Origin of the sequence: Micromonospora sp. NPDC005203 (genome assembly GCF_042872705.1) — a bacterium.
Taxonomy (GTDB): Bacteria; Actinomycetota; Actinomycetes; order Mycobacteriales; family Micromonosporaceae; genus Micromonospora.
Genome location: NZ_JBIAKV010000002.1, coordinates 536438 through 561214, shown reverse-complemented (window position 1 = coordinate 561214; position 24777 = coordinate 536438). Strand labels below are relative to the sequence as shown.

Annotated in this window: 28 protein-coding genes; 3 read left to right on the top strand and 25 right to left on the bottom strand. The window is 69.4% G+C overall.

The features are described from left to right. Nucleotides 1–175: 175 nt before the first annotated feature. Both ACFYPM_RS07920 and ACFYPM_RS07915 read left to right on the top strand, forming a co-directional pair. Entirely contained in the window at nucleotides 176–6019 is a 5844-nt protein-coding gene (locus ACFYPM_RS07920) for a ThuA domain-containing protein (RefSeq protein WP_387192346.1), read from the top strand. Nucleotides 6020–6091: 72 nt separating this feature from the next. After that, nucleotides 6092–6628 carry a hypothetical protein gene (locus tag ACFYPM_RS07915; protein ID WP_387192343.1) on the top strand — a complete coding sequence of 179 codons (537 nt, stop codon included), beginning with the start codon at nucleotides 6092–6094 and terminating at the stop codon, nucleotides 6626–6628. A 290-nt stretch (nucleotides 6629–6918) separates the two neighbouring features. Here the strand turns inward: ACFYPM_RS07915 and ACFYPM_RS07910 are convergent, their stop codons facing one another. From ACFYPM_RS07910 to ACFYPM_RS07900, 3 genes are read right to left on the bottom strand one after another with little or no spacing between them, the layout of a single operon-like run. After that, entirely contained in the window at nucleotides 6919–7881 is a 963-nt protein-coding gene (locus tag ACFYPM_RS07910; RefSeq protein ID WP_387192340.1) for an aldo/keto reductase, read from the bottom strand. A gap of 36 nt (nucleotides 7882–7917) precedes the next feature. After that, nucleotides 7918–9597 (bottom strand): ABC-F family ATP-binding cassette domain-containing protein, encoded by a 1680-nt coding sequence (locus ACFYPM_RS07905; protein WP_387192336.1) that lies wholly within the window; start codon nucleotides 9595–9597, stop codon nucleotides 7918–7920. Between the two features lie 40 nt (nucleotides 9598–9637). Next, the gene (locus ACFYPM_RS07900; protein WP_387192333.1) at nucleotides 9638–10243 is read right to left on the bottom strand and encodes a class I SAM-dependent methyltransferase; all 606 of its coding nucleotides are present in this window, start codon (nucleotides 10241–10243) and stop codon (nucleotides 9638–9640) included. Between the two features lie 103 nt (nucleotides 10244–10346). Here ACFYPM_RS07900 and ACFYPM_RS07895 point away from each other — a divergent pair, with 103 nt between their 5' ends. Continuing rightward, nucleotides 10347–11390: a hypothetical protein gene (locus ACFYPM_RS07895; RefSeq protein WP_387192330.1), complete on the top strand. Its 1044-nt coding sequence runs from the start codon at nucleotides 10347–10349 to the stop codon at nucleotides 11388–11390. An 18-nt stretch (nucleotides 11391–11408) separates the two neighbouring features. On the opposite strand, the gene truA is transcribed toward ACFYPM_RS07895, so the two are convergent. The 22 genes from truA to rplN all read right to left on the bottom strand — a co-directional run bounded on the left by truA (nucleotide 11409) and on the right by rplN (nucleotide 24682). Next, the gene (gene truA, locus ACFYPM_RS07890; RefSeq protein ID WP_387192326.1) at nucleotides 11409–12239 is read right to left on the bottom strand and encodes a tRNA pseudouridine(38-40) synthase TruA; all 831 of its coding nucleotides are present in this window, start codon (nucleotides 12237–12239) and stop codon (nucleotides 11409–11411) included. Between the two features lie 68 nt (nucleotides 12240–12307). Further along, nucleotides 12308–12865, bottom strand: coding sequence for a 50S ribosomal protein L17 (gene rplQ / locus ACFYPM_RS07885; RefSeq protein WP_387192323.1), 558 nt, complete (start codon nucleotides 12863–12865; stop codon nucleotides 12308–12310). 34 nt (nucleotides 12866–12899) lie between these two features. Next, nucleotides 12900–13922, bottom strand: a complete 1023-nt coding sequence (locus ACFYPM_RS07880; protein WP_053653923.1) for a DNA-directed RNA polymerase subunit alpha — start codon at nucleotides 13920–13922, stop codon at nucleotides 12900–12902. A gap of 98 nt (nucleotides 13923–14020) precedes the next feature. Next, entirely contained in the window at nucleotides 14021–14647 is a 627-nt protein-coding gene (gene rpsD / locus ACFYPM_RS07875; protein WP_387192319.1) for a 30S ribosomal protein S4, read from the bottom strand. 13 nt (nucleotides 14648–14660) lie between these two features. Beyond that, nucleotides 14661–15068, bottom strand: a complete 408-nt coding sequence (gene rpsK, locus ACFYPM_RS07870) for a 30S ribosomal protein S11 (protein WP_354944325.1) — start codon at nucleotides 15066–15068, stop codon at nucleotides 14661–14663. An 87-nt stretch (nucleotides 15069–15155) separates the two neighbouring features. Next, nucleotides 15156–15536, bottom strand: a complete 381-nt coding sequence (gene rpsM, locus ACFYPM_RS07865; RefSeq protein WP_327033940.1) for a 30S ribosomal protein S13 — start codon at nucleotides 15534–15536, stop codon at nucleotides 15156–15158. A gap of 264 nt (nucleotides 15537–15800) precedes the next feature. Continuing rightward, nucleotides 15801–15914, bottom strand: a complete 114-nt coding sequence (rpmJ, locus tag ACFYPM_RS07860) for a 50S ribosomal protein L36 (protein ID WP_076466651.1) — start codon at nucleotides 15912–15914, stop codon at nucleotides 15801–15803. Nucleotides 15915–16005: 91 nt separating this feature from the next. Then, entirely contained in the window at nucleotides 16006–16227 is a 222-nt protein-coding gene (gene infA / locus ACFYPM_RS07855; protein ID WP_007073013.1) for a translation initiation factor IF-1, read from the bottom strand. A 309-nt stretch (nucleotides 16228–16536) separates the two neighbouring features. After that, nucleotides 16537–17124 (bottom strand): DUF1707 domain-containing protein, encoded by a 588-nt coding sequence (locus ACFYPM_RS07850; protein WP_387192316.1) that lies wholly within the window; start codon nucleotides 17122–17124, stop codon nucleotides 16537–16539. A gap of 222 nt (nucleotides 17125–17346) precedes the next feature. Further along, nucleotides 17347–18198 (bottom strand): type I methionyl aminopeptidase, encoded by an 852-nt coding sequence (gene map / locus ACFYPM_RS07845; protein ID WP_357253564.1) that lies wholly within the window; start codon nucleotides 18196–18198, stop codon nucleotides 17347–17349. Between the two features lie 87 nt (nucleotides 18199–18285). Next, entirely contained in the window at nucleotides 18286–18939 is a 654-nt protein-coding gene (locus ACFYPM_RS07840) for an adenylate kinase (RefSeq protein WP_387192314.1), read from the bottom strand. Further along, nucleotides 18940–20268 (bottom strand): preprotein translocase subunit SecY, encoded by a 1329-nt coding sequence (gene secY / locus ACFYPM_RS07835; protein ID WP_357253566.1) that lies wholly within the window; start codon nucleotides 20266–20268, stop codon nucleotides 18940–18942. It abuts the gene before it with no gap. A 233-nt stretch (nucleotides 20269–20501) separates the two neighbouring features. Next, nucleotides 20502–20945, bottom strand: a complete 444-nt coding sequence (rplO, locus tag ACFYPM_RS07830; protein ID WP_357253568.1) for a 50S ribosomal protein L15 — start codon at nucleotides 20943–20945, stop codon at nucleotides 20502–20504. Continuing rightward, entirely contained in the window at nucleotides 20945–21127 is a 183-nt protein-coding gene (gene rpmD, locus ACFYPM_RS07825) for a 50S ribosomal protein L30 (RefSeq protein WP_007465262.1), read from the bottom strand. Before rpmD ends, rplO begins: the two co-directional genes overlap by 1 nt. Further along, a complete protein-coding gene (gene rpsE, locus ACFYPM_RS07820; protein ID WP_007465263.1) occupies nucleotides 21127–21741 on the bottom strand; it encodes a 30S ribosomal protein S5 in 615 nt (204 codons plus the stop codon). The genes rpmD and rpsE overlap by 1 nt, the downstream gene beginning before the upstream one ends. 33 nt (nucleotides 21742–21774) lie before the next feature. Then, nucleotides 21775–22164, bottom strand: a complete 390-nt coding sequence (rplR, locus tag ACFYPM_RS07815; protein ID WP_357080808.1) for a 50S ribosomal protein L18 — start codon at nucleotides 22162–22164, stop codon at nucleotides 21775–21777. After that, on the bottom strand, nucleotides 22161–22703 hold the full coding sequence (gene rplF, locus ACFYPM_RS07810; RefSeq protein ID WP_266246314.1) for a 50S ribosomal protein L6: 543 nt from the start codon (nucleotides 22701–22703) through the stop codon (nucleotides 22161–22163). Before rplF ends, rplR begins: the two co-directional genes overlap by 4 nt. A gap of 16 nt (nucleotides 22704–22719) precedes the next feature. Then, complete coding sequence (gene rpsH / locus ACFYPM_RS07805; protein ID WP_007465270.1) at nucleotides 22720–23127, bottom strand: 30S ribosomal protein S8; 408 nt, start codon at nucleotides 23125–23127, stop codon at nucleotides 22720–22722. 116 nt (nucleotides 23128–23243) lie between these two features. Further along, on the bottom strand, nucleotides 23244–23429 hold the full coding sequence (locus tag ACFYPM_RS07800) for a type Z 30S ribosomal protein S14 (protein ID WP_007465272.1): 186 nt from the start codon (nucleotides 23427–23429) through the stop codon (nucleotides 23244–23246). Between the two features lies 1 nt (nucleotide 23430). Further along, nucleotides 23431–23997 carry a 50S ribosomal protein L5 gene (rplE, locus tag ACFYPM_RS07795; protein WP_110563094.1) on the bottom strand — a complete coding sequence of 189 codons (567 nt, stop codon included), beginning with the start codon at nucleotides 23995–23997 and terminating at the stop codon, nucleotides 23431–23433. After that, nucleotides 23997–24317: a 50S ribosomal protein L24 gene (gene rplX, locus ACFYPM_RS07790; protein ID WP_172899047.1), complete on the bottom strand. Its 321-nt coding sequence runs from the start codon at nucleotides 24315–24317 to the stop codon at nucleotides 23997–23999. The genes rplE and rplX overlap by 1 nt, the downstream gene beginning before the upstream one ends. Then, nucleotides 24314–24682: a 50S ribosomal protein L14 gene (gene rplN, locus ACFYPM_RS07785; RefSeq protein ID WP_357253571.1), complete on the bottom strand. Its 369-nt coding sequence runs from the start codon at nucleotides 24680–24682 to the stop codon at nucleotides 24314–24316. The genes rplX and rplN overlap by 4 nt, the downstream gene beginning before the upstream one ends. Nucleotides 24683–24777: the final 95 nt, after the last annotated feature.

The following is a 24777-nucleotide window of genomic DNA, read 5'->3' as shown; positions in this document are numbered from 1 at the left end:
AGAACCGTTACCCGCCGGCATCTTGCCGGACATCGAGCCAGTCGAATTAATTTGTTTAGCGATTCGACAAAATGTCGGTGGGAGCACCTTGGCACGGTGTGACCACCACTCCATCAGGGACGGCCTTCGGCGTGCCGACTCCCGCGATCTCCGTCACTACGACACAGGAGGCGGCGTGTCCCGTTCTCGTCGTGCCCGCGTACCAATCACCGCAACCCTCATCTCTCTTGCCCTCGCCTCGACGAGCCTGTTCGGCACGCCCGCGCAGGCCGCGCCGGCCGCCGCGCAGGTCCCCCCACGGGAGGCAGCAGCCGGAAACCCGGTCACCCAGGTGGCGCCGAAGGCGCCCCAGAAGGCCGCCGACGATCCCTTCTCGGTCCTGGTCTTCTCCAAGACCGCCGGCTTCCGGCACGACTCCATCCCCACCGGTGTCGCCGCCATCCAACAGCTCGGCGCCACCAACGGCTTCACCGTGGACGCCTCCGAGGACGGCGCCGCGTTCAGCGACGCCAACCTCGCGAAGTACAAGGCCGTGATCTGGCTCTCCACCACCGGTGACGTCCTCAACGCCGAGCAGCAGGCGGCGTTCGAGCGCTACGTGAAGGCCGGCGGCGGCTACGTCGGCATCCACGCCGCCTCGGACACCGAGTACAGCTGGGCCTGGTACGGCGACCTGGTCGGCGCGTACTTCGCCAACCACCCGCAGAACCAGCAGGCCACGGTGAAGGTGGAGGACCACGCCCACCCGTCCACGGCCGAACTGCCGGACCGCTGGTCCCGGTTCGACGAGTGGTACAACTTCCAGACCAACCCGCGGCCGGACGTGCACGTGCTGGCCAGCCTGGACGAGAAGAGCTACACCCCGGGCGCGGGCGCGATGGGCGCCGACCACCCGACCTCCTGGTGTCAGGACTTCGACGGCGGTCGCTCCTGGTACACCGGTGCCGGGCACACCCGGGAGTCGTACGCCGAGCCCGAGTTCCTGTCCCACCTGCTCGGCGGCATCCGGACCGCGGCAGGTGTCGCGGACGCCGACTGCGGTGCCACGAAGACCTCGAACTTCGAGAAGATCGCCCTGGACAGCAACACCAGCAACCCGATGGAGCTGGACATCGCGCCCGACGGGCGGGTCTTCTACATCGAGCGCGACGGCCGGGTGCAGATCATCAAGCCGGACACCGGCAACACCGTCACCGCCGTCGACCTGGACGTCTTCACCGGCAACGAGGACGGCCTGATCGGCATCCGGCTCGACCCGGACTTCGCCACCAACAAGTGGGTGTATCTCTACTACGCCCCGAACGACAACGTCACCCGCAACCTGCTGTCCCGGTTCACAGTGACCGGCGACACCATCGACCTGGCGAGCGAGAAGCAGGTGCTGCGGGTCGACACGCAGCGCAACACCTGCTGCCACGCGGGCGGCAGCATGACCTTCGACAGCGCCGGCAACCTCTACCTGGCCACCGGTGACAACACCAACCCGTTCGAGTCGAACGCGTACTCGCCGCTCGACGAGCGACCGGGCCGCCAGGACTACGACTCGCAGCGCACGTCGGCGAACACCAACGACCTGCGCGGCAAGGTGATCCGGATCCACCCCGAGGACGGCGGGACGTACACCGTTCCGACGGGCAACCTCTTCGCACCGGGCACTGAGAAGACCCGTCCCGAGATCTACGCGATGGGCTTCCGCAACCCGTTCCGGATCGGCACCGACCCGAAGACCGACACGCTCTACGTCGGCGACTACGGGCCGGACGCCAACGCGAACAACCCGGACCGAGGCCCCCGCGGTCTGGTCGAGTGGAACATCGTGACCCCCGGCAACTACGGCTGGCCGTACTGCACCGGGACGAACGAGGCCTACAACGACTACACGTTCCCGTCCGGTCCGAGCGGCGCGAAGTTCGACTGCGCGGCGCCGGTGAACAACTCGCCGAACAACACCGGCCTGACCAACCTCCCCCCGGTCGTCCCGGCCACCGTCGACTACGGCTACGCCGGTGACGCGCGGTACCCGGAGATCGGTGGCGGCGGCGCGCCGATGGGCGGCCCGGCCTACCGGTACGACCCCAACCTCAACTCCACCCGCAAGTGGCCGGCCTACTACGACGGCAAGGCGCTGCTCGGCGAGTGGAACCAGAACAAGATGTACACGATGCAGGTGACCGCCGACGGCAAGTCGTTGGTGGACATCAACCAGTTGCTGACCGGCATGAGCATGATCCGGCCGATGGACTTCGAGTTCGGCCCGGACGGCGCGTTGTACCTGATCGAGTGGGGCAGCGGCTTCGGCGGCAACAACGACAACTCCGGCATCTACCGGATCGACTACACCGCCGGTGACCGCGCGCCGATCGCGGCAGCGTCCGCCAACCCCACCTCGGGTCCGGCGCCGTTGACCGTCACGTTCTCCAGCGCCGGCTCCCGGGACCCGGACGGTGGCGCGCTCACCTACGCCTGGGCCTTCGGCGACGGGCAGACCTCCACGGAGGCGAACCCGACGCACACCTACGCGACGGCGGGCAACTACACCGCCCAGCTCACCGTGACCAACCCGAAGGGCCGTACCGCGGTGGCCAACGTGCCGGTCACCGTGGGCAACACCGCACCGACGGTCACCATCGAGTTCCCGCCGGACGGTGGTTTCTTCAACTGGGGTGACCAGGTCAAGTACACGATCAAGGTGACCGACCCGGAGGACGGGCAGATCGACTGCGCCAAGGTGAACCTCCAGGTGCTGCTCGGTCACGACGAGCACGCCCACCCGCTGGAGCAGCACACCGGCTGCACCGGCACCGTCCAGACGTCGCTCGCCTCCGGGCACGGCGCCGAGGCGAACGTCTTCGCGGTCTTCGAGGCCACCTACACCGACGAGGGTGGTGCCGGCGGCGCCGGTGCGCTCACCGGTCGGCAGATCGAGATCCTGCAGCCCAAGCAGAAGCAGGCCGAGTACTTCACCGCCACCGGGCGGACGCCGGTGAGCACCGGCGGCGGAGACGCCGGCGTGCAGCGGGAGGCCGCGGCCGACACCGCGGGTGGCGGCCAGAGCATCGCGTTCATCGAGGACGGTGACTGGTGGTCGGTCGCTCCGGCGGACCTGACCAACATCACCGAGATCCGGTTCCGGGCCGCCTCGGCCGCCGCCGGCGGTCGGATCGAGGTCCGCGCCGGTGCGGTTGACGGACCGGTGGTCGCCACGGCCGTCGTGCCGTCGACCGGGGCGTGGCAGACGTACACGGACGTGAGCGCGCCGGTCACCGGTGCCGCGAGCGGTTCGCTGTACTTCGTGGCCCGCGATCCGAACGGCGGAACGGGTTCGCTGTTCAACGTCAACTGGATGGACTTCGTCGGCCGCGGTGTCACCGAGAACGCGCCGCCTGCGGTCAGTGCCACGGCCACCCCGGCCACCGGCACCGCGCCGGTCACCGTCGCCTTCGACGGCACGGCCACCGACACCGAGGGCAACACCCCGTTGACGTACGCCTGGGACTTCGGTGACGGCGGCTCGGCGACCACCCTGGACGCCAGCCACACCTACACCAACCCGGGCACCTTCACGGCCACCCTCACGGTGACCGACAGCAAGGGCGCCAAGGCGTACGCCACGGTGCCGGTGCGGGTGGACGCTCCGGACACGTCCTGCTTCGGGGCGCGTTCGGACGACTTCAACGGCAACAGCCTCGACAAGGCCCGCTGGACCAGCGTGGTTCGGGAGAACCAGCTCTACTCGCTCAGTGGGGGCGCGCTGCGGCTGCCCACCGGGGTGGGTGACCTCTACGGGGCTCGCAACGACGCCACCAACCTGGTGCTCCAGGCGGCTCCGACCGGCGCCTGGGAGATGACCACCAAGGTCACCCTGCCGGTCACGGCCAACTACCAGCAGGCCGGCCTGCTGGTGTACGGCGACGACGACAACTACGCCAAGGTGGACCTGCTGTACAACGGCAGCCGCCGGGTGGAGTTCATCCGGGAGACGGCCGCCACGCCGCGCAACGAGGCCGCCGACGCCACCAACGCACCGGCGGGTGACACCGTGTACCTGCGGATCACCAGCGACGGGACGAACCTGACCGCGTCCGCCTCGGGCGACGGGCAGACCTTCACCCCGGTTGGCCGTTCGGCCGCGCTCGCCGGCATCACCAACCCGCGGATCGGGGTCTTCGCCCTCAACGGTGGCACCGAGGCGCCCGTTGTGGACGCGGCCTTCGACTCGTTCGTGGTCACGCCGGACGCTCCGGCCGGCCCGGTCGAGCCGTCGGACGAGTTCACCGGCAGCTCGCTGGACAAGTGCCGGTGGGACGCGGTCACGCGGGAGGACCCCGCCGGTTACCGGGTCTCCGGGGGCGCGCTGCGGATCGACGTGCCCAACGGTGACATCTACGGCACCGACAACACCGGGCCGAAGAACTTCATCCTCCAGACCGCGCCAACCGGCGACTGGACCCTGGAGACGAAGGTCGACGGCAGCCTGCTGAACGAGCAGTACCAGCAGGCCGGTCTGCTCGTGCAGGCGGACGACGACAACTACGTCAAGTTCGACTTCATCGCGGACAACCAGGCCGGCCAGGCGGTGACGCGGCGGATCGAGTTCCGCAGCGAGATCGCCGGGGTGGTGCAGACCCCGCAGCCGGAGGCGACCAGCCTCACCTCGGCCGTGTGGCACCTGCGGCTGGCCCGCACGGGCAACACGTTCACCGCGTCGTACTCGGCGGACGGGACGACCTGGACCGCGTTGGAGGCACTGACCAACAGCGCGGTGGGGGCCACCCCGAAGGTCGGTCTGTTCACCCTCGGCGCCAACCAGACGGCGTCGAAGACCGCCTCGTTCGACTACTTCCGGCTCAGCACGAAGGTGGCCGACGAGACCGCTCCGGTCACGACGGCGGCGGTTTCCGGCACCCCGACCGACGGGTGGTACACCGGGCCGGTGACGGTCACGCTCACCGGTGCCGACGAGGCCGGCGGTAGCGGTCTCGCCACCACGGAGTACCAGCTGGACGGGGCCACCACCTGGACGGCGTACACCGCTCCGGTGGCCATCACCGGCGACGGCGAGCACGAACTGCGGTTCCGCTCGACCGACAAGGCCGGCAACGTGGAGGAGACGAAGACCGTCTCCGCCAAGATCGACGCCACCGCGCCGGTGACCTCGGCGACGTTCGCTCCGGCGAACGACGCCGGCTGGCACGACGGGACGATCCCCGTCGTGCTGACCTCGACCGACGCCGGTTCCGGCGTCAAGACGGTGGAGTGGTCGCTGGACGGTGGCGCGTGGACGCCGTACACGACGCCGGTCGAGGTGACCGGTGACGGGCAGCACGAGCTGCTGTTCCGTTCGACCGACAAGGCCGGCAACGTCGAGACGCTCAAGTCGGCGGTGGTGCGCATCGACGGCACCAAGCCGACGCTGCTGGTGTCCGGGATCGCCGACGGCCAGCTCTACGGAGACAGCCAGGACGTTCGGGTGTCCTGGCAGGCTGTCGACCCGACCTCGGGCATCGCCGCGGTGGTCGGCACGTTGGACGGTCAGGCGTACACCAGCGGCACCCTGCAGGCCATGTACGAGCTGCCGCTCGGCCTGCACGAGCTGACCGTGACCGCGACCGACAAGGCGGGCAACGAGACCACCTCGGCGGTCCGTTTCTTCGTCACCACCTCGTTCCGGGACATGCAGAACCTGCTGGACCGGTTCAAGGCGACGGGTCGGCTCTCGGCCAAGGCGCACAAGCAGTTGACGGCGAAGCTCGACGCGGCCCGTCAGGCCGAGGCTGCCGGCAACGACACCAAGGCGATCAAGCAGTTGACCGCGTTCCGCACGCTCGCCGCCGACGCCACCCTGGTGGCTGAGGCGGAGGTCAGGAATGTCCTGGTGCGGGACACCGACGCGATGATCGTTCGTCTCGGTGGCGCGGCCAGCAAGGCCGGCGTCAAGGCGAACGACGGCGAACCGGTCAAGGGCACCGGGCGGCTCGGTGGCGATGCCACCCGGCTGGCACCCGGTCGCCAGCTCTGATCCGACGAGGCCCCTCCCCGACGCTTCGGCGTCGGGGAGGGGCCTCCCTCATTCGTAGTCGAGGAGATGTCCGTGACGGTTATCCGCAAGGTGTTGGCCGCCGTGTTCGCCGGGCTGGCCCTGACCCTGTTGTCCGCTGCCCCGGCGGCCGCCCGGGCCGACACACTCAAGCTGACGGTGGCCGGCGACGGGGCCGAGGGAGTCACCATCCAGGCCACCTACGCCGATGGCCGGCGGCTGGACCGGGTGGTGCGGTTGGTGCTCACCGCCACCGGCCCGGACGGGCAGAAGGTCGGCCCGGTGCAGTTGGAGCCGCAGCCCGAGGGGCAGGGCTTCTACAGCAGCGGAAAGGTGCTCACCGCCGGCACGTGGAAAGTGCAGGTGGACTCCCCGGCTCCCCTGCCGGCGAAGGCCACCGCCACGGTGCAGGCCCGTGCCGCGCAGTCTCCGCCGGCACCCAAGCCGGTGGCGGTCAACGAGCCGACTGACGGCGGTGGGGCGGGTGCCGGCTGGTGGCCGTTCGCGGCGGCCGGCCTGGTCCTCGTCGCCGGGGCGATGGGGGTGGCCACGCTGTTCGGCCGCCGACGCACCGACACGCCGACCGCCTGACCGACAGCCACCCAGCACCACCGCGACAACCGGGCCGGGCCGCCACGAGCGGCCCGGCCCGTTGCCGTCCAAGCGGCCCGGTTGCCGTCCAAGCGGCCCGGTTGCCGTCCAAGCGGCCCGTAACCGCCCCGAGCGGCCCATGACCGTCCCAACGGCCCGTGATCGACTCGGTGTCCCTGAAATCGGGGCTTCCCGGGCCGCTGGTCAGCCCGATTCCAAAGAACGCGAGTGGATCACCGGGCGGCGCGCACGGCCGGCCGGATCAGGCCACCGCGTGCGCCGCATCTCGTTCAGAGGATGGCGCGCAGTGCCGCCAGGTCCTCGTCGCTGGGCTCCCAGGTGCCGGCGGCGGCGTTGGCGCGTACCTGCTCCGGCGTGGTGGCACCGGCGATCACCGAGGTCACCGCCGGCTGGGCCGCCAGCCCGCCGATCGCCACCTGCAGCATCGTCAGACCCCGCTCGGCCGCGTACGCCTCGATCGCCTCGATGGTGTCCCAGTCGGCCGCGGCGAGCCGCTCCGCGTACCGGCCACCGCCGGAGAGCCGGCTGCCGGCCGGCGGCTGACCCGAGCGCTTGTACTTGCCGGTGAGCAGCCCGTTGGCGAGCGGGAAGAACGGCAGCATGCCGAGGCCGAACCGCTCACAGGCCGAGATGATCTCGGTCTCGACCGAGCGCTCCAGCAGGCTGTAGTGGTTCTGCGCGCTGACGAAGCGGGACCGGCCGTTGGACGAGGCCACCCAGTCCGCGTCGGCGATCTGCCAGCCGGCGAAGTTGGAGTTGCCCAGGTAGCGCACCTTGCCGTCGCGGACCAGGTCGTCCAGGGCGGCGAGGGTCTCGTCGATCGGGGTGCCCGGGTCGGGCTCGTGCATCTGGTAGAGGTCGATGTGGTCGGTGCCGAGCCGGCGCAGCGACGCCTCGACGGCACGGGCGATGTAGCGCCGCGCACCCCGGGCGCCGAAGTCCGGCCCGTTCAGGCCGAACATGTCCATGCCGAACTTGGTGGCCACCACCACGTCGTCCCGGCGGCCCTTGAGCGCCTGCCCGAGCAACTCCTCGGAACTGCCCTGCGGCTCGCCGTAGATGTCGGCGGTGTCGAACAGGGTGATCCCGGCGTCCAGGGCGGCGTCCACCACCGCGCGGGTGCCGTCGAGGTCGAGCTTGCGGCCGAAGTTGTTGCAGCCGATGCCGACCACGGACACCACGAGCCCGGAGTCGCCCAGCCGGCGATAGGTCATGTCAGTCACGTGATCCACCCTATGCCGGTCGGCCGCGGCGGACCCACGGACCGCTCAGCCCACGTCCCAGACCGGCTCCGGGGTCTCCACCACCTCGCTGTCGCCTCGGAACAGCACGAACCTGTCGAAGGAGCGGGTGAACCAGCGGTCGTGAGTGACCGCGATCACCGTCCCCTCGAACGCGTTCAGGCCTGCTTCGAGGGCCTCCGCGCTGGCCAGGTCGAGGTTGTCGGTGGGCTCGTCGAGCAGCAGCAACGTCGCTCCGGACAGTTCCAGCAGCAGCACCAGGAACCGGGCCTGTTGACCACCGGAGAGCGTGCCGAAGCGCTGGTCCCCCTGGGCGGCCAGCTCGTAGCGGCTGAGCACCCCCATCGCCGCCTGCCGATCCATCCCGGTGCGGTGCTCGTCGCCCCGCCAGAGGATCTCGACGAGCGTCTTCGACATCAGCTCCGGTCGGTCGTGGGTCTGGGAGAAGTGACCGGGGCGGACCCGGGCGCCCAGGCGGGCCGTACCGTCGTGTGCCACCGGCGCGAGCGCGCCCGCCCCGTCGACCGGCCCGTTGGCCGGGTCGGGGTCGGTGCCACCCCGGGCCAGCAGCCGCAGGAAGTGCGACTTGCCGGTGCCGTTGGCACCGAGCACCGCCAGCCGGTCGCCGTACCAGATCTCCAGGTCGAAGGGGAAGGTCAGGCCGTCGAGCTCCAGCTGCTCGCAGACGACCGCGCGCTTGCCGGTCCGCCCGCCGCTCAGCCGCATCCGAATGTCCTGGTCCTTCGGGGGTACGGGCGGCGGCCCGGCCTCCTCGAACTTGCGCAGCCGGGTCTGCGCGGCCTGGTAGCGCGAAGCCAACCCGTCGTTGTACGCGGCCTTCTGCTTGTACATCAGCACGAGGTCACGCAGCTTCTGGTGCTCCTCGTCCCAGCGTCGACGCAGCTCGTCGAGGCGGGCGTGCCGAGCCACCCGAGCCTCGTACCAGCTCGCGAAGCCGCTCGGGTGCACCCAGGCGCCGCCACCCTCGACGGCCACCACCCGATCGGCGCTCTGGGCCAGCAGCTCGCGGTCGTGCGAGACGTAGAGCACCGACTTCGTCGACTCGCGCAGTCGCGCCTCCAGCCAGCGTTTGCCGGGTACGTCGAGGAAGTTGTCCGGCTCGTCGAGCAGTAGCACCTCGTCCGGGCCGCGCAGCAGCAGCTCCAACGCGAACCGCTTCTGCTGGCCCCCGGAGAGGGTGCGCACCGGTCGGTCCCGGACGGCGTCCCAGGGCTGGCCGAGCACGATCGTCGCGACGGTGTCGAAGAGCACCTCGGCGTCGTACCCGCCGGCCTCGCCCCAGGCGCCGAGCGCGCCGGCGTACGCCAACTGGGCCTTGCCCGCGCGGTTGCTGAACTTGCCGTGAGCCTCGGCCGCCCGCATGGCCGCCTCGGTCTCGCCGAGTCGGCGGCCGGCGTCGCGCAGCGACGGCGGGGCCAGGGACAACGCCAGGTCCGCGAGCGTCGACTCGTCGCCGATCATGCCGATGAACTGCCGCATCACGCCCAGGCCACCGGCCCGCGCGACGGCGCCGCTGCGCACCGGCAGATCACCGGCGACCATCCGCAACAGGGTCGTCTTCCCCGCGCCGTTCGGCCCGACCAGGGCGACCTTGCTGCCCTCACCCACCCGGAACGACACGTCGGCGAAGAGTTCCCGACCGTCGGGCAGAACGTGCCCGACCGCTGCCACATCCACGTATCCCACGCCGGGATCCTGCCCCAGCGAGGGCGGGAGGGACATCCAATTACCGGGTGAGCCGCAGCACCCGGAAGCCCTTCTGGCTGGCGTACCGCTCGACCTGCCAGCTCTGCTCGGTGAGCCAGCGTTGCAGCGAGTCGCCACCGAGGTGACGGGCGACGACCAGCCAGCCGACGCCGTCCGGCGCGAGTCGGGGCAGCCAGCGCAGCAGCAGCTCGTGCAGCCCGTCCTTGCCGATCCGAATGGGTGGGTTGGACCAGATCTGGGCGAACCGGGGATCCGCCGGCACGTCGTCCGGGGCGTGGACCCGGACCCGGTCGGCGGCTCCGATCCGGGCCGCGTTGGCGGCGGTCAGCTCGCGGGCGCGGGCGTTGACGTCGACAGCCCAGACCGTGCTCGCCGGTGCCAGGTCGGCCAGCACGCACGTGATCGGGCCGAAACCGCAGCCGAGGTCGAGCAGGTCGCCGGCGGTGTCGGCGGCGGGCAGCTCGGCCTTGCGCAGGAGTACGGCGGTGCCCGGGTCGAGGCGGCTGGCGGAGAAGACGCCGCCGGCCGAGGCGAGCCGGTAGTCGCGGTCGGCGACGGAGAACTCGACCTCGCGCGGCGGAGCGTCGCTGGCGGGCTGAGCGCTGAAGTAGTGGTCGCCGGTCACGCCGGCAATTCTCGCACCGGTCCGGGCCGGCCATGACGCGACCCACGCACACATTTACCCGATATTACCCCCTAAAGGGACAATCACTCCTACTCTGGGCGACATGGTGTATCGGTACGAGTCCGATGAGGACGCTTTCGAGGAGTACCCGGAGACCGGGTCCGACCTGTCGGTGTTCGGCGCCGGTCCGCCCCCACCGGCCGGGCCCTCTCCGTCCCGCTTCCCCACGCCGTCGCTGCCCCGGGCGAACCAGCTCGCACTGCCGTCGACGCAGCCGGCGCCGACCCGTGCCCACCTCGCGCCCGAGCCGCCCCGCAGCCAGGTCTACACCTCCGCCACCGCCACGCAGCCCCGAGCCGGGCGCGGGAATGGCCGGCTGTGGCAGGTGCTGATCGGCGGTGCGGCCGTCCTGGTGCTGCTCGCACTCTGCGGCCTCGGCGCCGCCGCGCTGCTCGACGAGCGCGACGGGGAACCGGCGGCCAACCCGACGAACCAGCCGAACTACGTCCCGGCAACCGCGGGACCGCAACGACCGGCACTCGACTCCCGGGAATCCGATCAGGCCCCGCTCACCGCCAAGGAACTCTTCCCCGGCAAGGAGCTGACACTCACCGACGGCCAGCCGAGTTACCAGGTGCTCAAGACGCAGTCCAGCGGAAGCTGCGCCGTCGCCGCCACCGGCGAGGTCGCCGACCTGCTGGCCCTCCTCGGCTGCAACCAGGTCGTCCGGGCCACACTGCGGACACCCGACGGCGACCACCTGGTCACCGCCGGGCTGTTCAACCTCACCGACAAGGTCAGCGCGGAACGGGCTCGGGACCGGATCCGCCCACTCCTCGACGAGCGGAAGGGCCGGTTCCGTGGCCTCACCGCCGGCGACGGCGACGGCACCGACGTGCTGACCAGCGCCCCCGCCCGGGTCGGCTGGCAGGTACGCGGCCACTACCTGGCGTACGCGCTCGTCGTCCGCGCGGACGGGGCAGCGATCAAGGCGGGCGACACCACGGTGCGCGAGATCCTGTTCGACATGATCGAGCTGCACCTCAGCCGGGGCGTCCTGCAACAGCGGGCCGACGGTGGCACCGCCGCCCAGCCGACACCGGAATCCACCGCCGGCAGCGCCGACGGCGAGCTGCCCGGGGAGTGAGGCCCGCACCCTCGGCGGTCAGCCCTCGATCGGGACCCGCAGTCGACGGGTAAGGTCGGCCCGCCGGGCGTACTCGGACGGATCGGCGGGGTAGCCGACGGCGACCAGGGTCAGCCCACGCGCGGGAGCCACAGTCACCTCGCTGGAGCGGTCCTGACGGGTGAGCAGACTGCCCGGCCACTCGACCGGGCGGCGACCGTCCCCGGCCACCAGCATCGCCCCCACCAGGCTGCGCACCATCGCCTGGCAGAACGCGTCGGCCTGCACGGTGGCGACCAGGAGGCCGTCCGGATCACGGCGCCAGTCCAGCCGGGTCACCTCGCGCAACGTGGTCGCGTTCTCCTTGCGCCGGCAGTACGCGGCGAAGTCGTGCTCCCCCACCAGCCCGGCCGCGGCGGCGTTCAGCGCCGCCAGGTCCAACGGCTTCGGCCAGGCCAGCACCTCGTGCCGGCGCAGCGGCTCCGCGCCGAAGGGCGCATCGATGACCCGGTACTCGTAGCGCCGGAAGGTCGCCGAGAACCGGGCGTCGAAGTCGGCGGGCACCTCGGTCATCGCCCGGACACGCACGTCGGTGGGGAGCAGCCGGGCCAGGCGACGCAGCAGCCGCCCCTCGTGCTGCCGCCACACGTCGACAAGCAGATCCAGGTGGCAGACCTGCCCGGTGGCGTGGACTCCCGCGTCGGTACGCCCGGCCACCGTCAGCCCGGTGACCGCGCCGGCGCCGAGGACCAGATCCAGGGTCTCGACGAGCACACCCGCGACGGTGCGCCGGGTCGGCTGGGCGGCCCAGCCGGAGAAGCCCGTGCCGTCGTACGAGACGTCCAGCCGCAGCCGGATCCGCTCGTCCACCTCGTACCTCCTGTTACGGATCGAGCCCGGCACCCCGTGAGGGGTGCCGGGCCCGACGTTGCCCTTGATCAGGCCTTGTTCTCGGTGGCCTCGTCGCTGTCCTCGCGGGCGGCGTCGGTGTCACCGGACGCCGACACCGGCGCCTCGGAGTCCTGGTCGGTCGAGGCCGACTGCGGGGTCTCCTCGACCGGGGCGAGCGCCTCGACCTTGTCCTGCTGCGCGGCCTTGCGGGAGGCGGTCTTCTTGTTCACCTTGGGCTCGGCGACCTGAAGCTCCTCCACCAGCTCGATGATGGCCATCGGCGCGTTGTCACCCTTGCGCGGACCGGTCTTCACGATCCGGGTGTAACCGCCGGGGCGGTTGGAGTACCGGGGCGCGATCTGGTCGAACAGGGCGTAGACCACGTCCTTGTCCTTGACGACACCCAGCACCCGCCGCCGCGAGGCGAGGTCACCGCGCTTGGCCTTGGTGATGAGCTGCTCGGCCAGCGGACGCAGCCGACGGGCCTTCGTCTCGGTGGTCTGGATCTTGCCGTGCTGGAACAGCGCGGTCGCCAGGTTGGCGAGCATCAGCCGCTCGTGCGAGGGGCTGCCGCCGAGGCGGGGGCCCTTGGTGGGCGTGGGCATTTTTGGTGCTCCTCAGTTGTGGCGGCAGCGCGGACTAGAGCTGCTCGGTCTCGCGGTAGTCGTCGGTGTCGTAGTCGGCCTCGCCGAAGGTGTCCACGACGTTCGCCGGGTCGAAGTTCGGAGCCGAGTCCTTCAGCCCGAGACCCATCCCGGCGAGCTTCATCTTGACCTCGTCGATCGACTTCTGACCGAAGTTGCGAATGTCGAGGAGGTCGGCCTCGGTACGCCCGATGAGCTCACCAACGGAGTTGATGCCCTCGCGCTTGAGGCAGTTGTAGGAGCGGACGGTGAGGTCCAACTCCTCGATCGGCAGGGCCAGGTCCGCCGCCAGCTGGGCGTCCTGCGGGGACGGCCCGATGTCGATGCCCTCGGCGGTCTCGTCCAGCTCCCGGGCCAGCCCGAACAGCTCGACAAGCGTCGAACCGGCGGAGGCCAGCGCGGTACGCGGACCCATCGACGGCTTGGTCTCGACGTCGATGATCAGCCGGTCGAAGTCGGTGCGCTGCTCGACACGGGTCGCCTCGACGCGGTAGGTCACCTTCAGCACCGGCGAGTAGATCGAGTCGACCGGGATACGGCCGATCTCGGCGCCGGACTGCTTGTTCTGCGCCGCCGTCACGTAGCCCCGGCCCCGCTCGACGGTCAGCTCCATGTCGAGCCGGCCCTTGCCGTTGAGGGTGGCGAGCTTGAGATCCGGGTTGTGCACCGAGACGCCGGCCGGCGGCTGGATGTCGCCCGCGGTCACGTCGCCCGGGCCCTGCTTGCGCAGGTACATGCTGACCGGCTCGTCGTGCTCGGAGCTGACGCACAGCTCCTTGATGTTCATGACGAGCTCGACCACGTCCTCCTTGACACCGGGGATCGTGGTGAACTCGTGCAGGACACCGTCGATCTTGATCGAGGTGACGGCCGCGCCCGGGATCGACGACAGCAGCGTGCGCCGCAGCGAGTTACCCAGGGTGTAGCCGAAGCCCGGCTCGAGCGGCTCGATGGCGAACCGCGACCGGGTCTCGTTGATCGACTCCTCGGAGAGGGAGGGCCGCTGACTGATGAGCATCTTTTCTCTTCTCTTCCGGGACGCCCGCTATTTGACGCCCACGACACAAACTGTTCCGGTGGCCCGCCCCGGAGGGCGGGCCACCGAACGAGCTCGGACTACTTGGAGTAGAGCTCGACGATCAGCTGTTCCTGGACCTGCGTGTCGATGACCTGCCGGGCCGGGAGGGAGTGCACGAGCACCTTCATCTGGCTCGGGATGGCCTCAAGCCACGCCGGAACCGTCTTCGAGCCGGCCTGAGCCTGCGCGATGACGAACGGGGTGAGCTCCTTGCTCTTGCCCCGAACCTCGATGATGTCGTGCTCCTTGACGCGGTACGACGGGATGTCGACCTTCTTGCCGTTCACCGTGAAGTGACCGTGCTTGACCAGCTGGCGGGCCATGTCCCGCGAGTGGGCGTAGGCGGCCCGGTAAACGACGTTGTCCAGCCGCGACTCGAGGATCTGCAGGAGGACCTCACCGGTCTTCGCCTGCTTGCCAACGGCTTCCTCGTAGTAACCGCGGAACTGCTTCTCCAGCACGCCGTAAACCCGGCGGGCCTTCTGCTTCTCGCGGAGCTGGAGCAGGTACTCCGTCTCCTTCGTGCGGCCGCGGCCGTGCTGCCCGGGCGGGAACGGCCGGGACTCGAACGGGCACTTCGGACCATCGCACTTGCTGCCCTTGAGGAACAGCTTCATCTTCTCCCGCCGGCAACGGCGGCAGTCTGCACCGGTGTAACGAGCCATCTCTCTCTACCTCTCAGACCCGACGACGCTTGGGCGGACGGCATCCGTTGTGCGGCTGCGGGGTGACGTCGGCGATCTGGCCGACCTCCAGCCCGACGGCCTGCAACGAACGGATGGCGGTCTCCCGGCCGGAGCCGGGGCCCTTGACGAACACGTCGACCTTGCGCATGCCGTGCTCCATGGCACGACGCGCGGCAGCCTCGGCGGCCAGCTGCGCGGCGAACGGAGTCGACTTGCGGGAGCCCTTGAAGCCCACCTGGCCAGCGGAGGCCCAAGCGATGACCGCACCGGTCGGGTCCGTGATGGACACGATGGTGTTGTTGAACGTGCTCTTGATGTGCGCCTGCCCGTGGGCGACGTTCTTGCGTTCCTTGCGCCGGACCTTCTTTACAGCGGCTCCGGCACGAGCCTTCGGTGGCATAAGTCTGTGCGCTCCTAGTTGACTTTCCGGATTGGGTTGCGGCCTGACCCACCTCGGCGGCGGCCGACCCCGTCATCCGGTCAAGAACTACTTCTTGCCGGGCTTCTTCTTGCCGGCGACGGTCCGCTTCGGGCCCTTGCGGGTCCGGGCATTGGTCTTGGTCCGCTGGCCACGCACGGGCAGGCCCCGGCGGTGCCGGATGCCGGCGTAGCAGCCGATCTCAACCTTGCGGCGGATGTCAGCGGCGACCTCGCGGCGCAGGTCGCCTTCAACCTTGTAGTTGCCCTCGATGTGGTCGCGGAGCTGCACGAGCTCCTCGTCCGTGAGGTCCCGAGCGCGCTTGTCCGGCGAGATGCCGGTAGCGGCGAGTGTCTCCAGGGAACGGGTGCGACCGACCCCGAAGATGTAGGTGAGCGCGATCTCCAACCGCTTTTCGCGGGGGAGATCCACGCCGACTAGACGAGCCATGTGCGGGCGTACTCCTCGTGATGTGTGGCGGAGGTGTGGACCCGTCCCACCCCGCTACCGGCCGTCCCGTCTTTCCGACGCGGTGAGCGCCGGCGACCGGGATCGGTCGCTGCCCGAGCGGGCCCCGGCCTCCGACCGGGGGTCAGCCACGCTGAGGTACGTCTGGCGTACCGCTCGCGGCTGGGACGAGCATGTGTGATGTGTGTGTCGCTGCGGACTGCCTGGACCAACACCACCCGGCCGTGTTCCGGCCGGACGGCTGAGTCAGCCCTGGCGCTGCTTGTGGCGCGGGTCGCTGCAGATGACCATGACCCGGCCGTGCCGGCGGATAACCCGGCACTTGTTGCAGATCCTCTTGACGCTCGGGTTGACCTTCACGGTTGCCTTACTTCCCATCTGGCCCAGGGACGCGCTCCACGCGACACCGGACGTCGAAGACAGACACGGGACTTCCCGGCCGTCGTCAGGACTACTTGTAGCGGTAGACGATGCGCCCGCGGGTCAGGTCGTACGGCGAGAGTTCGACGACGACCCGGTCCTCCGGAAGGATGCGGATGTAGTGCTGCCGCATCTTGCCGCTGATGTGAGCCAACACCTTGTGGCCGTTCGCGAGCTCCACCCGGAACATGGCGTTCGGCAGAGGCTCGATGACCCGACCCTCGATCTCAATGGCTCCGTCTTTTTTCGGCATGTCCTCCGCTGTCCTGACGTCGATTGCTCCGGGCGGCCCACAACGTCTTACACGGAAATCTGACCAGAATCAGAAGACCGCGCCAGCCGCGGCTCCAGCTCCCACCGAAGCGCAGGGTGGGCATGCCGGAGTGGACGCTGTGCGCCGATCTGAAAGTGTACGCCGGCCTGTAGTCGCACGCCAAACCGGCCACCCAACACGCCGCCGGCTCAGGTGCTGAGCCCCATCCGAGGGCCAGTTGATCTCCACGAGGTCGCCTGTCGATCGGTGACCCCGGCCACTCCCAGCCCGAGGCGACGTCGCGGGTGGTCAGCCAGCCGGCTGCGGATCGTCCCGTTCGTTCGATTCAGCGGACCGCAGCTCCCGCCGGCGTTCCCGCTTCGCCCGTTTGCGCTGCCGCCGCCGCGCCCGCTCGATCGCCTGACGCCGGGGCTCTCCCCCGGCCAACCCGGTGACCGTACGCACCACCAGCACCGCACCCCAGGGCCCCGCCACCCAGCCTGGCCAGAAGTAGAGCAACTGCTGGCTGAGCACCGACGTCACCGCCCAGATGGCCACCACGATGGCGATCACCTTCAGGTACGGCAGCCACACCTCACCCAACCAACGTGCGGTGGCGTCACCGGTCGGCACCTGGTCGGGCTGGCCGGCCAGCGGGCTGACCGCCGGTCCACCGACCGATGCCGGCGCCAGGACCGACGACTGCGGCGGCGTCACCGGCGGCAGATCGGTGAGCAGAGCTTCCAACTCGGCGTACGTCCGGGCCGCGTAGGCCCGCTGCAACCGCTCGTCGTACTCGTGCAGGTCCAGTCGACCCTCGTCGAGGGCGACCCGCAGCCGTTCCGCCACCGCCGCACGGTCCGCGTCCGCGGCTCGCATTCCGTCGCGCCCGTCCATGCCGGCAAGCATGCCACTCCCAAGCCACCCCCGCGCGCCACCAAACCGCCCCCGCCGGTCGCCGGTCGCCGATCGCCGATCGCCGATCGCCGATCGCCGATCGCCGATCGCCGGTCGATCATGGGGCTATCGGCCGGGCAGCGGCGTATCGCGCCGTAACCCCAGGATCAGCGGGGGTGGGCGGACGGGGTGGGGCGGGGCTCGAGTGGGGCGGCGTGGGGATTACGGGGTGGTGGAGGCTGCTGGTTGGCGGGCGGTCACCAGGTCACCCAGGCGGGCCCGGCCGCCGTCGAAGGCAGTGAGCACCCACACGCCGTCCGGCAGCAGGGCCATCGAGTGCTCGACGTGCGCCGCGATCGAGCCGTCCCGGGTGACGACCGTCCAGCCGTCGGCCAACTCGACCGTACGCGGGGACGCCATGGTGATCATCGGCTCGATGGCCAACGCCATGCCCGGCACCAGACGTGGACCCTTGCCCGGCCGGCCGTGGTTGAGCACGTGCGGGTCCTGGTGCATCTCGGTGCCGATGCCGTGCCCGCCGTAGCCGTCGACGATGCCGTACCGGCCGCCCTTGCGAACGGCGCTCTCCACGGCGTGCGAGATGTCGGTGAGCCGGCCCTTGCCGCTGGCCGCGCCGCGCGCGGCGGCGGCGATGCCGGCCCACATGGCGTCCTCGGCGACCTCGGCCATCTTCAGCAGCGCCGGGTCGACGTCGCCGACCCCGACGGTGATGGCGGAGTCGCCGTGCCACCCGTCCAGCACCGCGCCGCAGTCGATCGAGATCAGGTCACCAGCCTCGAGCACCTGCGTCGGCGACGGGATCGCGTGCACGATCTGCTCGTTGACCGAGGAGCAGATCGACGCCGGGAAACCGTGGTAGCCCTTGAACGACGGCACACCACCGGCCTCGCGGATGGTCGACTCGGCGATGGCGTCCAGATCGGCGGTGCTCACGCCCGGGGCGACTGCCTCCCGCATCCGGCGGAGCGCCTCGGCGACCACCAGCCCGGCGGCCCGCATCTTCTCGATCTGGTCAGGGGTCTTCAGCTGGATGTCCAGCTGGGGACGACGCATGGAGCGATTACCTTTCGTTGCCGAACAGCGGGGCACGTCATGCGTACCCCGCTGTTCGCACTCTATCCGCCGTGGTCCGGCAGGACCTCAGCCGCCGTACGACCGCAGTGCGTCGATGGCCCGGGTGGTGACGTCCTCCACCGGGCCGGTGGCGTCGATCCCGACCAGCTTGCCCTGAGCGCCGTAGTAGTCGACCAGGGGCGCGGTCTTCTCGCTGTACTCACGAAGCCGGGTGGCGATCGTCTCTGGCTTGTCGTCGTCGCGTTGGAACAGCTCGGCGCCGCACCTGTCGCAGATACCCGACCGGGTGGTGGCGTCGAACTCGACGTGCCAGATCTTGCCGCAGCCCCGGCAGGTACGCCGACCGGAGAGCCGCCGGATCACCTCGTCGTCGTCGACCACCAGCTCCAGGACGAGATCCAGCGCGGTGCCCAGGTCGGCGAGGAGCTTGTCCAGGGCGGCCGCCTGCGGAGTGGTCCGCGGGAAGCCGTCGAGCAGGAAACCCTCGCTGGCGTCGGGCTCGGCCAGCCGGTCCCGGACCATGTTGATGGTTACCTCGTCCGGAACCAGCTCGCCTGCGTCCATGTAGCGCTTCGCCTCGACGCCGAGCGGCGTGCCCTGGGTGACGTTCGAGCGGAAGATGTCTCCGGTCGAGATCTTGGGTACCGATAGGTGCGCAGCGACGAACTCAGCCTGCGTGCCCTTACCCGCACCCGGCGGGCCAACCAGAACGAGTCTCATCTACCGCAGGAACCCTTCGTAGTTCCGCTGCATGAGTTGGCTCTCGATCTGCTTCACGGTCTCCAGACCGACGCCGACCATGATGAGCACAGCGGTGCCACCGAACGGGAAGTTCTGGTACTGCTGGCTGTCCAGCCAGATGAAGAAGAAGTTCGGCAGGATCGAGATGATGCCGAGGTAGAGCGCGCCCGGCAGGGTGATCCGGCTGAGGATGAAGTCCAGGTAGTCGGCCGTCGGCTTGCCCGGCCGGATGCCCGGCACGAACCCGCCGTACTTCTTCATGTTGTCCGCGACCTCGGTCGGGTTGAACGTGATCGAGACGTAGAAGTACGTGAAGAAGATGATCAGCAGGAAGTAGACCGAGATATAGATCGGGCTGTTCGGAGCGACCAGGTTGTTCTGGATCCACGCCTGGACCTTGCCCGGATCGTTCTGGTCGAAGAACTGCAGGGCCAGCTGCGGCAGGTAGAGCAGGGACGAGCCGAAGATGACCGGGATCACACCCGCCTGGTTGACCTTCAGCGGGATGTAGGTCGAGGTGCCGCCGTACATCCGCCGGCCGATCATCCGCTTGGCGTACTGCACGGGGATCCGGCGCTGCGCCTGCTCGATGAAGGTGACCGCGGTGATGACCACCAGGACCAGCGCGATGACGAGGGCGAACTTGCCCCAACCCTGGCTGGTCTTGATCTGCCAGCCCTCGCCGGGCAGCCGGGCCGCGATCGAGGTGAAGATCAGGACGGACATGCCGTTGCCGACGCCCCGGTCGGTGATCAGCTCGCCGAGCCACATGACCATGCCGGTGCCGGCGGTCATGGTGATCACCAGGATGGTCAGGGTCAGCCAGTCCGGGATGCCGGTGCCGGTCGGGATGATCGGGAACTGGTCGCAGCGGTTCTGGAACAGCTGGCCCGAGCGGGCCAGCGCCACGAACGCCGAGGCCTGCAGCACACCGAGACCGAGGGTCAGGTAGCGGGTGTACTGCGTGATCTTCGCCTGGCCGGCCTGGCCCTCCTTGCGGAGCTGCTCCAGCCGTGGGATCACGACGGTCAGCAGCTGCAGGATGATCGACGCGGTGATGTAGGGCATGATGCCCAGCGCGAAGACCGAGAGCTGTAGCAGCGCTCCGCCGGAGAAGAGGTTGAGCAGATTCAGCGGGCCCGTCGTGTCACCCGAGATGGAGTCGAGGCACTTCTGCACGTTGCCGTACGAGACGCCCGGGCTGGGGAGCGTCGCACCCAGCCGGTAGACCGCGATGATGCCTACTGTGAACAGCAGCTTCTTGCGCAGGTCAGGCGTACGGAACGCACTGAGAAAGGCGGACAGCAACTTCTTCCTCCTGCGCGAGGCGGGCCGCCGGTGATCCCTGGCGGGTGGGGGTGGATCACGGGCGAGTGCCCGCAATCCATGGCTGGGATGGGACTCTAACAGTCCGACCCCGGTCCGGGCAGATGCGCCCGACTACATAAATCGATTCCGATGTTACCGGGCACTTGAGGCCCAGGCAGACCATGGCGCCCGTCAGTTGCTCACAACTGGACGGGCGCCATGGGCGGTACGCCTTACAGCTCGGTGGCGGAGCCACCGGCGGCGGCGATCTTCTCCTTGGCCGACGCACTGAACGCGTGCGCGGTCACCTGGAGCGCCACTCCGCCGAGGTCCCCGGTGCCGAGGACCTTGACCGGGTGACCCTTGCGGACCGCGCCGGACTCAACCAGCTCCAGCGGGCCGACCTGACCACCGTTCGGGAACAGCTCAGCGAGTCGGTCCAGGTTGACCACCTGGAAGACCACCTTGAACTTGTTCTTGAAGCCCTTCATCTTCGGCAGGCGCATGTGGATGGGCATCTGCCCACCCTCGAACGCCGCCGAGATGTTCTTCCGGGCCTTGGAACCCTTGGTACCGCGACCGGCGGTCTTGCCCTTGGAACCCTCACCGCGACCCACACGGGTCTTCGCGGTCTTGGATCCGGGCGCCGGGCGCAGGTGGTGAACCTTGATCGTCATTACTCGACCTCCTCGACCTTCACGAGGTGGCTCACAGTGAAGATCATGCCGCGGATCTCGGGCCGGTCCTCCTTGACCACCACGTCGTTGATCCGCTTGAGACCGAGCGAACGCAGCGACTCACGCTGGTTGTGCTTGGTCCCGATACCGGACCGGAGCTGGGTGACCTTCAGACGTGCCATCAGCGCGCCACCCCCGCACGCGACGCCAGCATGGCGGCCGGCGCGACGTCCTCCACCGGCAGACCACGACGCGCCGCGACCTGCTCGGGGGACTCGAGCCCCTTCAGGGCCGCCACGGTGGCGTGCACGATGTTGATCGGGTTCGAGGAGCCGAGGCTCTTCGAGAGCACGTCGTGGATCCCGGCGCACTCCAGCACGGCGCGCACCGGACCACCGGCGATGACACCCGTACCGGCCGAGGCCGGCTTGAGCAGCACGACGCCAGCGGCGTCCTCACCCGTCACCGGGTGCGGGATCGACTGACCGATCCGCGGGACCTTGAAGAAGTGCTTCTTGGCCTCCTCGACACCCTTGGCGATGGCCGCGGGCACCTCCTTGGCCTTTCCGTAGCCCACGCCGACCGTGCCGTCGCCGTCGCCCACGATCACGAGGGCGGTGAAGCTGAAGCGACGACCACCCTTCACGACCTTGGCGACGCGGTTGATCGCGACGACCCGCTCAAGGTGCGGGGTCTTCTCGACGGGCGCGTTTCCGCGGCCGCCCTCACGGCGGTTGTCGCGGCGACCACCCTCGTTGCCACCGGACCCGCCGCCACGGCGCTGTTGACCTGGCATCAGCAGCCTTCCTTATCTCTCGTGACGGGGTTGTTAGAACTCGAGCCCGGCTTCGCGGGCGGCGTCGGCAAGCGCGGCGACTCGCCCCGCGTACCGGTTGCCGCCGCGGTCGAAGACGACCTTGGAGACGCCGGCGGCCTTGGCCCGCTCGGCGAGCAGTGCGCCCACCTTGCCGGCGAGGGCGCTCTTGTCGCCCTCCGTACCGCGCAGCGAGGCGTCCAGGGTCGACGCCGACGCCAGGGTGTGGCCCTTGGTGTCGTCGACGATCTGGGCGACCATGTGCCGCAGCGAACGGGTGACGACCAGACGCGGACGCTCGGACGTACCGCTGACGTTCTTGCGGACGCGGAAGTGCCGACGCGCACGCCCAACGGCGCGCTTGGCGGCGACACCGCGGCGGCGCTTGAGCAGCGTGGCGCTCACTTCTTACCTGCCTTTCCGGCCTTGCGGCGGATGACCTCGCCCTGGTACTTCACGCCCTTGCCCTTGTAGGGCTCCGGCGGGCGGATCTTCCGGATGTTGGCGGCGACCTCACCGACCTGCTGCTTGTCGATGCCAGCCACGTGGAACAGGGTCGGCCGCTCCACCGTGAAGGTGATGCCCGCCGGGGCGGGGACGACCACCGGGTGCGAGAACCCGAGCGCGAACTCGAGGTCCGAACCCTTGGCGGTGACCCGGTAACCGGTGCCGGCGATCTCCAGGCTCTTGCGGTAGCCCTCGGTGACCCCGACGATCATGTTGGCAACCAGCGTACGGCTCAGGCCGTGAAGTTCCTTGGCCTTGCGCTCGTCGTTCGGCCGGTTGACGTTCAGCTGCCCATCCTCGGCCCGCTCGACCGTGATCGGCTCGGCGAGGGTGTGCTCAAGCTGGCCCTTGGGGCCCTTGACCTTGACGGTCTGCCCGTCGATCGTGATGTCGACGCCGGCCGGTACCGGGATCGACTTACGTCCAATTCGCGACATTTCTACCAGTCTCCCGTTACCAGACGAAGGCGAGGACTTCCCCGCCAACACTCCGCTTGCGGGCCTGCCGGTCGGTCAGCAGCCCCTGGGACGTCGAAATGATCGCCACGCCCAGCCCACCGAGCACCCGCGGGAGCCCGTCCGACTTGGCGTACACCCGGAGACCGGGCTTGGACACGCGCTTGATGCCGGCCAGGCTCCGCTCGCGGTTCTGGCCGTACTTCAGCTCGACGACCAGTCGCTTGCCGACGGCACCCTCCTCGGGCTCCTCGACCGACCAGGTGGCGATGTAACCCTCGGCCTTCAAGACCTCGGCGATGTTCGCCTTGATCTTGGAGTAGGGCATCTTCACCTGATCGTGGTACGCCTGGTTGGCGTTACGCAGACGCGTGAGCATGTCTGCGATCGGGTCGGTCATCGTCATGGATTTCGTCAGCCTTTCTCGCCGGGGTTCCCGGGGCATCAGCCCCGGGCCTACGGCGAAGAGCAATACCTAATCGGTGCAGGAGTTCCCGGCCGACGGCCGGGACGCGGTCGCCCTTACCAGGAAGCCTTGGACACGCCCGGCAGCTCACCGCGGTGAGCCATCTCCCGGATGCAGACCCGGCAGAGCCCGAACTTGCGGTAGACCGCCTTCGGACGCCCGCACCGCTGGCAGCGGGTGTACGCGCGAACCGAGAACTTCGGCTTCGCGGCCGCCTTGATGATCAGCGCCTTCTTGGCCATCTCAGTTCTCCTTGAACGGGAAGCCCAGGAGCTTGAGCAGCGCCCGGCCCTCGTCGTCGGTCGTGGCGGTCGTGACCACCGTGATGTCCATGCCCCGCTGGCGATCGATCCGGTCCTGGTCGATCTCGTGGAACACCGACTGCTCGGTCAGACCGAACGTGTAGTTGCCGTGCCCGTCCAGCTTGCGCCCGTCCAGACCGCGGAAGTCGCGGATACGCGGCAGCGAGATGGACAGCAGCCGGTCCAGGAACTCCCACATCCGGTCGCCGCGAAGGGTCACCTTCGCACCGATCGGCATGCCCTCACGCAGCTTGAACTGCGCGATGGACTTGGTCGCCCGCCGCACCTGCGGCTTCTGGCCGGTGATCGTGGCGAGGTCGCGGACCGCGCCGTCGATCAGCTTGGCGTCGCGAGCAGCCTCGCCGACACCCATGTTGACGACGATCTTGACCAGCCGCGGCACCTGCATGGGGTTGCCGTAGCTGCGCTGCTCGCGCAGCTGGGCCACGATCTCGTTGCGGTACCGCTCCTTGAGGCGCGGCAGGGTCTTTTCGGTAGCCGTGGTCATCACAGGTCCTTACCGGTGCTACGCGCGATGCGGACCTTCTGGCCGTTGTCGTCGATCCGGTAACCGACGCGGGTCGGCTTGCCGTCGGAGTCCAGGACCTGCACGTTCGAGACGTGGATCGGGGCCTCCTGAGTGACGATGCCGCCGGTCTTGGCGCCACGCTGGGTGGTGCTGATGCGGGTGTGCTTCTTGACCCGGTTCACGCCCTCGACCAGGACCTTGTCCTGCCGCGGGTAGGCCTGAATGACCTTGCCCTTGGCACCCTTGTCCTTGCCGGCGATGACGACGACCGTGTCGCCCTTCTTGACCTTCACGGTCACAACACCTCCGGCGCGAGGGAAATAATCTTCATGAACCGCTTGTCCCGCAGTTCCCGGCCCACCGGGCCGAAGATGCGGGTACCACGCGGGTCCCCGCCGTCCTTGATGATGACGGCGGCGTTCTCGTCGAAGCGGATGTACGAGCCGTCCGGCCGACGCCTCTCCTTGGCCGTGCGAACGACGACCGCCTTGACGACGTCGCCCTTCTTCACACCGGCACCCGGGATCGCGTCCTTGACCGTGGCCACGATGACGTCGCCGATGCTCGCGTAGCGCCGACCCGAGCCACCGAGAACCCGGATGCACAGGATCTCCCGAGCACCCGAGTTGTCGGCGACGCGCAGTCGCGACTCCTGCTGAATCACGTCTATCTCCTATGTCTGCCGGTTCTCCGGCCGCCGTAGCGGCCGGAGCCTGGCGGAACCTACGCCCGACGCAACGCCGGGCAAGATCGAGCCTT